This window comes from Janthinobacterium sp. SUN176, from assembly GCF_030587335.1.
GTDB lineage: Bacteria > Pseudomonadota > Gammaproteobacteria > Burkholderiales > Burkholderiaceae_D > Janthinobacterium > Janthinobacterium kumbetense.
In genome coordinates this window covers 1,216,747-1,229,442 of sequence record NZ_JAPWIA010000001.1, presented here as the reverse complement: position 1 = coordinate 1,229,442, position 12,696 = coordinate 1,216,747, and the positions used below count along the sequence as shown (strand labels likewise).

Genomic DNA, 12,696 nt, shown 5'->3' with positions numbered 1-12,696 from the left:
GGAGCCGCCATGCCAGCCTATCGCCACATCGATCCTGCCGTGCTGTTCCAGGCCACCGGGCGCGACCTGGAGATGTTCCGCGCCCTGTCGCAGACCTACCTCGATACGGCGCCGGCCATGTTTGCCCGCGTCGAGCTGGCCGTGCGCGGCGGTACGGCGCAAGCCATCGTGCACAGCTGCCATACCTTGCGCGGCACCGTCGTCCTGCTGGGCGCAAGCGCCCTGGCGGCGCGCCTGGCGGCACTCGAGCAGCTGGTGCGCCACCAGGGCGTGCCGGCAGCAGGCTGGCTCGATGAGACGGCGGCGCTGGTCGGCGCCGTGGAGCAGGAGGTACGCCGCAGCATGCTCGACTACACGGGCGCGCAGGCATGAACGCGCGCCAGGCCGCCCTGCGCCTGGTGTACCGCTATCGGCCGCGCACCACGGCAGCCGTCGTGGGCCTGGTGCTGGTGGGCCTGCTGGCGCTGCGCATCGCCGTCTCCGGCGTGCTGCTGCACCGCGAAGCCGTCGATGACTGGAAACAGGACTTGTCCAAGCTGTCGCTGCTGCTGGCGGAAAACACGGCGCAGAGCATGACGGCGGCCAGGCTGGTGCTCGACGGCGTCAGCGGCGACATCGATGCCGCCGCCCCCGCGGACGCGCAAGCGCTGGCTGCCGCCGTCGGCACCCCGGCCATGCAGCAGATGCTGCGACACAAGATCGGCGGCGTGCCGCAGGTGGACGGGGTATCCATCATCGGCGGCGATGCCAAGGTGCTGGCCTTCAGCCGCGCCTTTCCCGCGCCGCCCCTCCGCCTCGACGAGCGCGATTACTTCGAGTATCACCGGCGCCACCCGGACGGCGGCATGCATGTCAGCGCGCCCGTGCAAAACAAGGGCGATGGCGCCTGGACCTTTTATATCAGCCGGCGCATCAGCGGCACGGACGGCCACTTTCTGGGCGTGGTGCTGGTGGGCCTGTCGTGCGACTTCTTCAGCAAATTCTTCCAGAACACCAGCATCGGTGAACACACGGCCTTTTCCCTGTACCGCAGCGACTACACGCTGCTGGCCCGCTGGCCGGCCGTACCCGCCATGATGGGCAAACGCAACCTGACGGGCAGCACCTACCGCCTGCTGGAACAGGGCAAGACCGATGGCGTGCTGCAGGTGGACTCGCCGCGCGCGGCCGACCAGGGGCGCGCGGTCGACCGCCTGGCCGCCATACGGCTGGTGCGCGACTATCCGCTGGCCATCAACGTGACCGTGACGGACGACGTCTACCTGGCGGGCTGGCGGCGCATGCTGCTCACCATGGGCGGCGCGGCCGTCGTCAGCCTGCTCGTGCTGGCCGCGGCCGTCGCGCTGATCCTGGCCCTGCTGCGGCGCCAGGAGCGCGACGCGGCCACGGTGCTGGCGCTGCAGGAGCGCGCGGCACCAGCGGATGCCGCCAAGCCGCCGGAACAAGCGTCGGGCGCGCGCATCCTGCTGGTCGAGGATACGGCGCTGAACCGCCAGCTGGTGTGCCTGCAGCTGGGCACCTGCGGCTACGCCATCGACACGGCGGAGAACGGCGCGCTGGGCCTGCAAGCGCTGGCCGAACAACAGTACGACCTGGTCCTGATGGATTGCATGATGCCCGTCATGGACGGCTACCAGGCGTGCCAGGCCCTGCGCACCCGCGAAGCGGCCAGCGGCGCGCCGCGCCTGCCCGTCATCGCCCTCACGGCCGGCGCCACGGACGACGACCGGCAGCGCTGCGCGGCGGCCGGCATGGACGATTACCTGTCCAAGCCCTTCACGGCCGCCCAGTTGCGCGCCATGGTGGAACGCTGGCTGGCGCGCTAGCCTCCGCCTGCCGCCTGGCGGCAAATTGGCCACACTATCACCTGCGTAGTCATGCGCAAAAGTTGTTCTCCCTGCATATCGGGTATAGCATCGCCACATGACCTATCACACAGACGCGGCGGCAGTGCACAGGCGATTGATCGAATGGCTGTTTTTGCTCCTCGGGCTGCTGATCGTGGCTGCCGCCCTCGCCTACGCGCACCTGGCCGAAGCGTCGCGGCACGATGCGGCCGAGCGCGAAAGGCTCAGCGTGCTGACGGCGCTGCTGGCAAAAAATATCGAAGTCGACCTGGCGTCGACCAACCTGGTGCTCGACGGCGTGATCCGCGACTACCTTGCCGCCGGCACCGCGCCCGACGCCGGGCAAGCGCTGCCCCGGCGCCTGGCCGCGCTGGTCGACGCCATGCCGGGCGTGCGCACCATGCTGGTCATCGATGCCGGCGGCAAGCCGGTCGCCACCAACATCCCGGAACTGGCCGGCCAGGATTTTTCGCGCCGCGGCTACTTCCAGACGGCGCGCGACGCCCCCGATGCGCGCATGCTGTACATCTCGGCGCCTTTCCTGTCCTTCAAGCGGGACCTGGTCATCACGGCGGCGCGCATGGTGCAGGACCGGCAAGGCCGCTTTGCCGGCGTCGTCGTGGCCACCTTCGACCCCGACTATTTCACGGCCAAGTTCCGCACCGCCATGTATGCGGCCGACGTCTGGGCCGTGGTCGTGCATGGAGACGGCCGGCAATTCCTGAACTATCCGCCCAGGAACGCCAATGGCGGCAATGTGGACGCGCCCGGCAGCTTCCTGCGGCGCTTTCGCGACAGCGGCTTTCAGGCGGGCGTGCTGAGCGGCGTCGAGATTGCCGGCGCCGGCGGGTCCGCCTCCCCCCGCGTCATGGCGATGGCAACCATCGCCCCCGCCACGCTGCACATGGACCGCGCCCTGATCATCGGCCTGAGCCGCGAAGAAGCGGCCATCGCCGCCCCGCTGCGGCGCCAGGCGTTGGGCTACGTGCTCGGCTTTGCCATGCTGGCGCTGGCCGCGGCCAGCCTGCTGTTCTGGAGCCAGCGGCGGCGCCGACAGCAGGCGGCCTGGCAGGTGGAACAGGAAAGGGAACGCCAGGCCATGCAAGCCGTGTCCGACAGCGAAACGCGCTTTCGCACCCTGATCGAAGATGCGCCCGTGGCGATCGCCATCCTGCGCCATGGGCGCTTCGTGTATTCCAATCCGCGCTACCGCCACCTGCATGGCTATGCGCCCGAGGATGACCTGAGCGGCCTGGCCTGGCGCACCATGCTCACGGCCGACTCGCAAGTGGCGCTGGCAAGCAACGAGACGCTGATCGAGGCCGATTCGGCCAGCGAACAGGTGTTTGAAGCCGTCGGCCTGGACAAGCAGGGCCGGCCCGTGCCCACCCTCAAGACCAGCACGCGCGTGATGCTCAAGGATGGGCCGGCCACCTTGATCTTTGCCCAGGATATTTCCGCGCAAAAGCAGGCCGAGGCGGCCATGCTGCTGGCGCGCGACGGGGCCGAAGCGGCCAACCGCAGCAAGGCGGAATTCCTCGCCAACATGAGCCATGAAATCCGCTCGCCGCTGAACGCCATCCTCGGCATGGCCTGGCTGCTGGAAAGGGGCCGCCTGGATGAAGAGGGACTGTTGATGACGCGCAAGATCCGCGCCGCAGGCCAATCCCTGCTGGGCATCATCAACGACGTGCTGGACGTCTCGAAAATCGAGGCCGGCCACATGCGCATCGAGCAGGCGCCGTTCCGCCTGGCCGAAGTGATCGAAAAGATTGCCGCCAGCATGGGCGTTGCCGCGCACGACAAGCCGATTGAGGTGCGGATCGGGCCGCTGCCCGACGGCATCGACCACATGCTGGGCGACGCGCTGCGGCTGGAGCAAGTGCTGGTCAACCTGGGCAGCAATGCCATCAAGTTCACGCCACAGGGCACGGTCGAGCTGCTGAGCACGCTGGACAGCCGCGACGGCGACGCCGCCGTGCTGCGCTTTTGCGTGCGCGACACGGGCATCGGCATCGCCCCCGAGGTGCAGGAAGCGATCTTTTCCGCCTTCGCCCAAGCCGACAGTTCCACCACGCGCCGCTTCGGCGGCACGGGACTGGGCCTGACCATCTGCCGCCAGCTGGTCCGCCTGATGGGCGGCACCCTGCAGCTGAAAAGCGGCCTGGGCCAGGGCAGCGAATTCAGTTTCACGGTGCCCCTGCAATTGATGCCCGCCAAAGCCCTGTCCTCACCCGACATGCAGGGCCTGCATGTCTTGCTGGCCGACGACAACGCCGGCACGCGCGAGGCGGTGGACGCCGCGGCGCGCGGCCTGGGCTGGAGCGTGCATGCCGTGTCCGGCGGCCAGGCGGCACTCGATTATGCGCTGGCCTGCGCCGAGGGCGAGCGGCCCGGCGTCGTGGTGCTGGCCGCGCGCATGCCGGACCTGGACGGCGAAGCGACGGCGCGCGCGCTGCGCGAATACTTGCCGCCGCAGGACTGCCCCGTCGTCATCCTGGCCGCCAGCGGCGCGCCGGCAATGGCGCCGGCACGGCGGCGCACCGACCCGGTCTATGCCGCCGATGCCATCCTCAACGAGCCGGTGACCGCTTCCAGCCTGTACAACGCGGCGATGGCTGCGCGCCAGCAGCGGGCCAGAGATGCCGGCCTGGACGCCAGTCTGGTTCCGCTGGAAGAGCGCCAGCTGGCCGGCGTGCGCGTGCTGGTGGTCGACGACAGCGAAATCAACCGCGACGTGGTCAGGCATATCCTGTGCGACCAGGGCGCCGTGCCCTCGTTCGCCTGCGACGGCCAGCAGGCGCTGGACTGGCTGCTGGCCCACCCCGCCGACGTCGACATCGTGCTGATGGATGTGCAGATGCCCGTCATGGATGGCTTGCAGGCGACGCGCGCGCTGCGCCAGTTGCCGCAGTTCCAGGACTTGCCCGTGGTGGCGCTGACGGCCGGCGCCTTCCAGACGCAGCGCACGGCGGCACTGGAAGCGGGCGTGAACCATTTCATCAGCAAACCGTTCGACGTGCCGCAGACCATCGCCCTGGTCGCGCGCGCGCACCGGCGTCATGCGCAAGGGCTGCCTGCCCTGCCGCCTGTCACGGCCGAAATGGCAATGACCGAGCCGCCGGCCGGCGCGGCGCCCGCGATCGACCTGGCGCAAGGGATGGCGCAGTGGCTCGATGAAGCACCCTACCGCCAGCACTTGTTGTGTTTTAGCAACACCTACGGCGACACGGTCGGCGCCATGCGGGCCCTGCTGGCGGCCGATGCGCGCGGCGACGCGGCCGCGCTGGCGCACAAGCTGGCCGGCGAGGCGGGCAGCCTGGCCCTGCCCGCCACCCTGCATGCGGCCCGGCATGCCGAACAGCTGCTGCACGCCGGCGACGATGCGGCCGCCGCGCTCGACACACTGGAGCAGGCGCTGGCGCACGCCATCGAGGCCGTCGCGACCTTTACGGCACGGACGCCGCCGTCCGACCAGGCGGCAGTACCAGAAACGCAACATGGCCAGGCATGCCAATGATAAACTTGCCAATATGAAAATTTGGGAGACGCCATGATCTGGTGCAGGGATTTACTGCTGAGAGCCTTGATGCTGGGCCTGCTGCTATTCGTCGTGGGCGAATCGCTGTCCTACTGGACGCCGGAAATCAGGAAACTGCTGGCCTGGCGCCCTTTCTGACGCTTAGCCTTCGCGGCCATCCACCCTGGCGCGCCACAGGTACGGCGCATACACGCACGCATACAGGCCAAAGGCCAGCGACCAGCAGGCGCCCGCTGCCAGCAGCAGCGGCATGGCCAGCGTTGCGGGACCGACGGCGGCCAGCAGGCGCGCCAGCGCGCCCAGCTGGATCAGCCAATACATCGCCGCTTCCGCCCTGCCGCCTTTCAACGGGCGGCCCGTGTGACCCAGGGTGGTGCGCGTCATCATGCCGATGATCAGGCCCGCCATCGAGCCCACCGTCAGCGCGTGAAACGCGGCGCTGGCCGGCAGCAGGCCCAGGCTGGCGGCCGCCAGCAGCGCGAAGCCGATGCCTATCCACGCATACGACAGGTGCAGTATCCACAGCAGCGGCACGCCCAGGGTGCGCTGCGGCTGCCAGGCCAGCAGGTTGGTCAGCGAGACGCCGGCAGCACAGAAAGCCAGCGGCGCCGTCAGCCAGGCTGGCGCGCCGGCCAGCCATGCGATCGCGGCCGCCGCCATGCAGGCCACGGCGATCAAGGCCCGCCGCGGACTGGCCACGGGCGTGCTGCCAGGCGCGCCATTGCGGGTAAACATGGGGATCACGCGCGCGCCGATCACCGATTCGATCAGCACGATGATGAGGATGGCCGCCTGCACGGGCAGGAACAGCGACAGCGGCAGCCAGCCCAGTACGGCCGCGTGGAACAGGCCATTGGCCAGCGCCAGCAGGGCCAGCAAGCCGACGAGGAACAGGTTGCGCGTATTGCCCGAGCGGCGCAGCACCCGATACAGGGGCCAGGCGGCCAGCGGCAGGAACAGCCAGTCGACCAGCGCCGTCAGCAGGCTTGGCCCGCACAGCATTGCCACGCGCCCCGCCAGCCACAGCGCCGCCAGCGCCATCAACGGCGCGCCATGCGGCGTGGGCAAGCCCGTCCAGTTGCGCCCCGCCGTGTACAGGAAACCCACGACGACGGCCAGCGCGAAGCCGAACACCATTTCATGCATATGCCAGCCCAGCCCCACGTGCAAGCCGCCCGCCAGCACGCCGAAGTAGCTGGCCAGCCACAGGGGAATGCTGATGGCCGCAAACACGGCCGCCAGCAGGTAAAACGGGCGGAAACCCAGTTGCCAGACGGCGTGGCCGGCATGCCAGGGCGCCGCGCCGGGGGCGGCGGGAGAAGGAGATGGTTCGCTGATCGGGGTGATGGCCATGATGGGTTCGCATTTAAAGATATATTCAATATACTACTTTAAAAGCGCAGCTGCCGCCATCGGCAAAAGGATTAGACGGCTAGCCCGCAAGGACTAGCCGCCGGCGCAGGCTACTTGCCCTGGCGGTGTTCGACCGCGTACACGGCCGCCTGCACGCGGCTGGTGAGGTTGAGTTTTTTCAGCACGTTCTGCACATGGATCTTGACCGTGCTTTCAGCCAGGTCCAGCGTGCGGGCGATGCCCTTGTTGCTCTCGCCGCGCGACAGGCAGTCGATGATCTCCTTTTCGCGCGGCGTGAGCTTGTCGAGTTCCGACACGGGCTCCTCGCGCCGCGTGCCCGCCTGCAGCTGCGCCACCAGCTTGCCCGTCATGGCTTCGGCGATGACGACTTCGCCGGCGGCGGCGCGGCGGATGGCGCGTACCAGGTAATCGGCGTCGATATTCTTGATCAGGTAGCCGCAGGCGCCCGCGCGCAGGGCCGTCGCCAGGTCTTCCGCGTCTTCGGACACGGTCAGCATGACGATGGCCGTGTCCGGGCAATCGTGCTGCATCAGCTGCAGCGCTTCCACGCCGGACATGCCGGCCATGTTCAGGTCCAGCAGCACCACGTCGGGCTGCAACTGGATGGCGCGCTTGATGCCTTCCACGCCATCGGCCGCCTCGCCCACGACGGAAAAGTCCGTATGCCGCTGCAGCAGCGAGCGTATGCCGCTGCGGAACAGCGCGTGGTCGTCCACCAGCATGACGGTGATCGGTTTATCGGGTGTCTCCATTTTTTTGTACTTTCAGGTGGTTACTTAGGCGGCGCGGCGCTGTTCGCGCGACAAATGCAGTTCGACGGTGGTGCCGCCGCCAGGACAGGCGTGCACGTCGAACGTGGCGTCGATGCGCTGCGCGCGCTCGCGCATGATATGGATGCCGACATGGCTGTCGCCCTTTTCCAGCACGGCGCAAGCGTCGAAGCCGACGCCATTGTCGCTGATCGTCAAGGTAAAGTCCTGGTGGTCGGCGAGGCGCACCTCGACGTGGCTGGCCTGGGCGTGCTTGCGGATGTTCGACAGCGCTTCCTGCACGATGAATAATAACTGCAATTGCTGCTCGCGGGGGAATGGCGCGCCGTCGACATCGGCCAGCAGCTCGGCGTCGATGCCCGTCTGGCGGCGGAATTTGTCCACCGCGGCGCGCAGGGAGCCGATCAGGTCATCTTCCATCAGGCGGCTGCGGAAATTGGCCAGCAGTTCGCGCACGTCTTCATAGCTTTCCTTCACGCCCGCATGCAGGGCCGGCACGATGCCCGCCACCTCGTCGAAACGGGCGTTGCGCACGGAGTCGTCGAGCATCTGCACTTGCAGGTTGAGGAAATTGAGGCTTTGCGCGATGCTGTCGTGCAGCCCCTGCGCCACCAGGTTGCGCTCTTCGGAAATGGCCATTTCGCGTTCGCGCGCAGCCAGGCGCAGGTTTTCCAGCGCGATGCCCAGCAACTGGCCCAGCGTTTCCAGCAAGGCCAGCTCGCGCGCGGAAAACACGCGCGCATGGCGGAAATGCAGGTTGAAAAAGCCCAGGTGCTGTTCATGCGCGTGGATGTGGAAAACGGAGACGGTGGCAAAGCCCTCGCGGTGGCAGCGCAGCTCGTGCGCCTTGTCGATGCGGCGCATGTCGTGCACCTTCGCCACCTTCATCTCGACGGCCGTGCCACACAGGCAGTCGCCCACCTTCAGGCAATGCTCGGACGCCACCAGTTCTTCGGACAGGCCGTGGTGCACCACCATGTGCAGGTTGCCCCGCTCGGCGTCGAGCACGCGCACGGTGGAGCCGTCGGCCTCGAAATAGTCGACGATGCGCTGCATGAAACCGCCGCAGATGTCTTCCAGCGGCTGCGGGCGCTGCAGGAAGGCGGCGCTTTCGTACAGCAGCGCCAGTTCGCGGTTGCGGTATTCCAGCGTGGCCGTCTTGCTGCGCACGCCCTCTTCCAGGTTGCCGTACAGCGCCTGCAGGCGGTCGGCCATCTGGTTGAAGCCACTGGCCAGCTGGCCGAATTCGTCATTGCTCTCCACTGCCAGGCGCACGCTGAAGTCGCGTTCCTTCATGCGCTGCATGCCCAGCCGCAGGCGCGTGACGGGTTCGATGATCAGCATGAACATCAGGTAAATCATGCTCACCGTGCCGATGACGGCCATCCCGACCAGGATCAGTTGCGAGGCGCGCAGCCAGAAGGTGCGCTGTTCGCTATCGTGTTCGATCAGGCGCACCAGCTGGTCGACCTGGCCGACGAAGGTATCGGCGTCATGCTCGAACTGGCGCGCGCGCACGCTGGAATCGGCGGCCAGGGCGGCCGGACGCAGGGCGCCGCGCCAGACGGTGCCGATGCGCTCGAATTCGGATTTGATGGCGCTGCTGGGCGGCAGGAACAAGGGGCGCTGCGGGTCGCCATGGCCGATCTTGGCCAGGGTCTCGTCGATCAGCAGCACTTGCTGGCGCGCCTGCTCGCCCGCATCGCTGGCAAGCAAAAGGGTCAGGCGGTAAGTCTGCATGCGCAGCCGGCCCGTCTCGTTGATGGCGGCCGAACTGCCTTCGAGTTGCCACGACAGGAACAGGGTGCAGCCGATGGCACTCAGGGCCAGCACCAGCATGAGCAGCAGCGCGCCGACGATCTTGGTCGACAGCTTCTGCCAGGAGGAAAACATCGCTTTAAATTTCATACACCCTTTACTTGGCACCGCCCCGTTCAGCCTCCGGTTTGGGCCATAAAACGGATAATCTTGTCCGGCTGCGTGTTGAAATCATGCTGCTGCGGCTTGAGTTCGATGGCGGCGCGGATCGCCGCCTCGATCTCCGCATCCGTGGCCCCGCCGCGCAGCATGGGGCCAAGGGCGAATTTTTCTTCCTGGCCCAGGCACAGGTACAGGGTACCATCGACGGACAGGCGCACGCGGTTGCAGGTGGCGCAAAAGTGCTGCGACATGGGCGTGATGAAGCCGATGCTCGAGCGTCCATCAGGGGTCGCCATATAGCGCGCCGGCCCGCCACCGAGCTCCATCGCCTGCGGCACCAGGCCAAAGCGGGCCGCCAGGCGCTCGCGCACGGGACCGAGCGGCATGTAGCGGGCATTGCGGCCCGTGCTGCCCATCGGCATGGCTTCGATCAGGCGCAGGATGAACTGCTGCTCGATGCAGAAGGCCGCCATGGCCTCGATCTGGCTGTCATTGACGCCGCGCATGGCCACCATATTGATCTTGATCGGATCGAAACCGGCCCCCTTGCCCGCCATCAGGCCGTCCAGAATCGGCTGCAGGCTGTCGCGCCCCGTGATCTGCTGCATGCAGGCGCGGTCCAGGGAGTCCAGGCTGACGTTGATGCGGTCCACGCCGGCCGCGCGCAGGGCCACGGCATGCTTGCCCAGCTGCGTGGCATTCGTCGACAGCGACAGGTCCTGCAAGCCGGGCAGCGCGGACAGCCTCTGCGCCAGCTCCGGCAGGTTACGCCGCAACAGGGGCTCGCCGCCCGTCAGGCGCACGCGGCGCGTGCCGAGGCGCACAAAAATACCCAGCAGGCGCTCGATCTCGTCGAACGTCAGCCAGTCCTTCGGCTCTTCGAAACCGCGAAAGCCCTTGGGCATGCAATAACTGCAACGCAAATCGCAGCGGTCGGTGACGGACAGCCGCACATAATCGATCGAACGGCCAAAACGGTCCTGCAATTTGACGCTACCCATGATGCTACTCCTGTTTCTTCCTTGATTGTAAAGGCTGGGGCACGATCTGGCTGTGCCCCAGAAGGCCTAGCGGCCTACGCCTTCCGGTCTATTGCACTAACGGACTGGCTGTGCCTTCCAGCTCGATACCGGCGATCTCCGCGCGCCCCACCAGCAAGTGCAGATACTGGTGCACGGCGCGCTGCCACGCGGCCCGCGACAGGCGGTCGGCGATCTGCGCCTGCACCGCCTCGTAAGCGATGGCCTGGCCTTCGACCCGGCGCAGCACCTGCACGATGTGGTAGCCGAAGCGCGTTTCCAGCAAATGGCCGGCCAGCGCACCCTCTTCCAGGCGGAAAAGCAGCGCGTCGAACTCCGGCACGCTCTGGCCCGGCGACAGCTGGCCCAGGTTGCCCCCCAGAGCGCCCGAGGGGCAGTTCGAATACTGCGCCGCCAGTTCGCCGAAGCGCTCGGGCGCCAGTTTCAGGGCGTCAAGCACGGCTTGCGCCGTCGTGCGCAGCAGCTCCAGCGGCGCCTCGGGCGTCACCTGGAACAGGATGTGGCGCGCCTCGACCAGCGCCCCGCGGCTAAACAGCTGCGGGCGCTGCGCATAAAAGGTGCGGCAAGCCGCATCGTCGGCGGGCGGCACGCGCACTTCCTGCGCGAACAGCGCTTCGATGCGGTCGTCAAGGCTGCCGCCCTGCACGCCGAGGCGTTCGACCTCGTCTTGCAGCAGCCGGCGCAGCACCAGTTCATGCACGGCCTGTTTCAGCGGATTGCCGGCGCCGTCGTGATGCGGCAATTCCTGCGCGATGTCGGCATCGTCGATATCGATGCCATTGACGGAGATTCCCATGATGTAGCTCCTTTCTTAACGGCGGCGCACCAGTTGATAGGCGCGGCCAAGATAGCCGATGGCGCCAAAGCCGCTCCACACGTGCACCAGGCGGGTGAACGGGAAGATAACGAACAACGACATGCCCATGAACAGGTGCAGCTTGAACACCAGCGGCGCATCGACGATGAAGCTGGCCGCGTCGCCGCGGAAAGTCACGATGTGCTGCGCCCAGTTCATCAGCAAGACCATCATGTGGCCATCCATGTGCGAAGCCGAGACGAAGATCGACGACAGGCCCAGCAGCAAGGTCAGCAATATCCACACCATCACCAGCTTGTCGCCGGCCGTGGTGACGGCACGCAGCCGTTCATTGCCGAAGCGGCGCGCCAGCAGGATCAGGATGCCGACCAGGCACAGGCCGCCCATCACGCCGCCGGCCGCCATGGCCACGCCCTGCTTCAGGCTGTGCGACACGCCCAGCGTATCCCACACCCATACGGGGGTGAGCAAGCCGGCCGCATGGCCGAACAGCAGGCCGATGATGCCGATGTGGAACAGAATATTGCCCAGGCGCAGGCTGCCGCGGTGCAGCAACTGGCTGGAATCGGACTTCCACGTGTATTGCTCGCGGTCGAAACGGATCAGGCTACCCAGGAAAAAGATGGCCAGCGCGATGTATGGATAAATGCCATACACAAATTGATGCAAGTAATTACTCATGATGTACTCTCCTCATGCGGGCGCAGGCGGCCAGTTAAGCGGCGCGCCGCGGCTGCGGGTGAAAATGCACGGGATGGACGCCGCCCGCGACCTGGCCCTGACCCTGGCGCAGCAACGGCTCGACGCCGTCCGCACCGGGACCGAAGGTTTCCAGCGCTTCATCCATGTCGCGCACCGGCGGTTCGGCCAGCATTTCGGCCGCCACGGGGCTCAGGCGTTCTAGCAAGGTGAAGATGGGCGCATACGGGCTGCCGTTGGCCGTCAGCTTGCGGCCGATGTGCGCCAGCACGTGGACGGCGTCGCCCAGCAGCGGCGCCGAAGCCGCCTCGTCGAGCTGTGCCAGGAACTCCAGGAACAGGGGCACGAAGTCGGGCAAGTCGTCGCCCACCATTTGCAGGCCGTGGCGCTTGTATTCCTCCATCAGGTCGACCATGGCCTGGCCCCGGTCGCGCGATTCGCCGTGGATATGCTCGAACAGGTGCAGCGAGTGCGACGGATTGCGGTCGAACGTGGCCACGTACTGCTGCTGCAGGTCGATCAGGCTGCTGCTTTCCAGGTGCGCCAGCAAGGGCTGCAGCAGCGCGTGCTGTTCCGGCTCGGCGGCCATCGCCGCGTCCAGTTGCGGCAGGTGCGCGATCAGCTCGGGCTCCGGATACAGCAGCAGACGCGAGAGGATGTGATAATGGTTCATCGGGTTGTTCATATC

The 12,696-nt window shown here is 67.1% G+C and carries 11 protein-coding genes; 4 read left to right on the top strand and 7 right to left on the bottom strand.

Annotation, left to right across the window (positions count from 1 at the left end):
* Positions 1–9 precede the first annotated feature (9 nt).
* The 4 genes from O3299_RS05505 (at position 10) to O3299_RS05490 (ending at position 5,526) form a co-directional block, all read left to right on the top strand.
* The gene (locus O3299_RS05505; RefSeq protein ID WP_305061704.1) at positions 10–372 is read left to right on the top strand and encodes an Hpt domain-containing protein; all 363 of its coding nucleotides are present in this window, start codon (positions 10–12) and stop codon (positions 370–372) included.
* A complete protein-coding gene (locus O3299_RS05500; RefSeq protein ID WP_305061703.1) occupies positions 369–1,826 on the top strand; it encodes a response regulator in 1,458 nt (485 codons plus the stop codon). Before O3299_RS05505 ends, O3299_RS05500 begins: the two co-directional genes overlap by 4 nt.
* A gap of 97 nt (positions 1,827–1,923) precedes the next feature.
* Complete coding sequence (locus tag O3299_RS05495; RefSeq protein WP_305061702.1) at positions 1,924–5,367, top strand: response regulator; 3,444 nt, start codon at positions 1,924–1,926, stop codon at positions 5,365–5,367.
* 33 nt (positions 5,368–5,400) lie between these two features.
* On the top strand, positions 5,401–5,526 hold the full coding sequence (locus O3299_RS05490; RefSeq protein ID WP_257218626.1) for a hypothetical protein: 126 nt from the start codon (positions 5,401–5,403) through the stop codon (positions 5,524–5,526).
* 3 nt (positions 5,527–5,529) lie between these two features.
* On the opposite strand, the gene O3299_RS05485 is transcribed toward O3299_RS05490, so the two are convergent.
* From O3299_RS05485 to narJ, 7 genes are all read right to left on the bottom strand, one after another.
* Positions 5,530–6,741 carry an NnrS family protein gene (locus O3299_RS05485; protein ID WP_305061701.1) on the bottom strand — a complete coding sequence of 404 codons (1,212 nt, stop codon included), beginning with the start codon at positions 6,739–6,741 and terminating at the stop codon, positions 5,530–5,532.
* 110 nt (positions 6,742–6,851) lie between these two features.
* Positions 6,852–7,514, bottom strand: coding sequence for a response regulator (locus O3299_RS05480; protein WP_034781594.1), 663 nt, complete (start codon positions 7,512–7,514; stop codon positions 6,852–6,854).
* A 24-nt stretch (positions 7,515–7,538) separates the two neighbouring features.
* Positions 7,539–9,440, bottom strand: a complete 1,902-nt coding sequence (locus O3299_RS05475) for a type IV pili methyl-accepting chemotaxis transducer N-terminal domain-containing protein (RefSeq protein WP_305061700.1) — start codon at positions 9,438–9,440, stop codon at positions 7,539–7,541.
* Between the two features lie 26 nt (positions 9,441–9,466).
* Positions 9,467–10,453 (bottom strand): GTP 3',8-cyclase MoaA, encoded by a 987-nt coding sequence (gene moaA / locus O3299_RS05470; protein ID WP_099664215.1) that lies wholly within the window; start codon positions 10,451–10,453, stop codon positions 9,467–9,469.
* A gap of 88 nt (positions 10,454–10,541) precedes the next feature.
* On the bottom strand, positions 10,542–11,288 hold the full coding sequence (locus O3299_RS05465) for a peptidylprolyl isomerase (RefSeq protein WP_305061699.1): 747 nt from the start codon (positions 11,286–11,288) through the stop codon (positions 10,542–10,544).
* Positions 11,289–11,303: 15 nt separating this feature from the next.
* Complete coding sequence (gene narI, locus O3299_RS05460) at positions 11,304–11,990, bottom strand: respiratory nitrate reductase subunit gamma (protein ID WP_070256335.1); 687 nt, start codon at positions 11,988–11,990, stop codon at positions 11,304–11,306.
* Positions 11,991–12,024: 34 nt separating this feature from the next.
* The gene (narJ, locus tag O3299_RS05455) at positions 12,025–12,681 is read right to left on the bottom strand and encodes a nitrate reductase molybdenum cofactor assembly chaperone (RefSeq protein WP_370385297.1); all 657 of its coding nucleotides are present in this window, start codon (positions 12,679–12,681) and stop codon (positions 12,025–12,027) included.
* Positions 12,682–12,696: the final 15 nt, after the last annotated feature.

Bases quoted from the DNA above. Each gene is read 5' to 3' on its own strand.
- O3299_RS05505 (WP_305061704.1), top strand. From the start codon at position 10: ATGCCAGCCTATCGCCACATCGATCCTGCCGTGCTGTTCCAGGCCACC.
- O3299_RS05490 (WP_257218626.1), top strand. From the start codon at position 5,401: ATGATCTGGTGCAGGGATTTACTGCTGAGAGCCTTGATGCTGGGCCTG.
- moaA (WP_099664215.1), bottom strand. From the start codon at position 10,453: ATGGGTAGCGTCAAATTGCAGGACCGTTTTGGCCGTTCGATCGATTAT.
- narI (WP_070256335.1), bottom strand. From the start codon at position 11,990: ATGAGTAATTACTTGCATCAATTTGTGTATGGCATTTATCCATACATC.
- O3299_RS05480 (WP_034781594.1), bottom strand. From the start codon at position 7,514: ATGGAGACACCCGATAAACCGATCACCGTCATGCTGGTGGACGACCAC.
- O3299_RS05500 (WP_305061703.1), top strand. From the start codon at position 369: ATGAACGCGCGCCAGGCCGCCCTGCGCCTGGTGTACCGCTATCGGCCG.
- O3299_RS05475 (WP_305061700.1), bottom strand. From the start codon at position 9,440: ATGAAATTTAAAGCGATGTTTTCCTCCTGGCAGAAGCTGTCGACCAAG.
- O3299_RS05465 (WP_305061699.1), bottom strand. From the start codon at position 11,288: ATGGGAATCTCCGTCAATGGCATCGATATCGACGATGCCGACATCGCG.
- O3299_RS05495 (WP_305061702.1), top strand. From the start codon at position 1,924: ATGACCTATCACACAGACGCGGCGGCAGTGCACAGGCGATTGATCGAA.
- narJ (WP_370385297.1), bottom strand. From the start codon at position 12,681: ATGAACCATTATCACATCCTCTCGCGTCTGCTGCTGTATCCGGAGCCC.
- O3299_RS05485 (WP_305061701.1), bottom strand. From the start codon at position 6,741: ATGGCCATCACCCCGATCAGCGAACCATCTCCTTCTCCCGCCGCCCCC.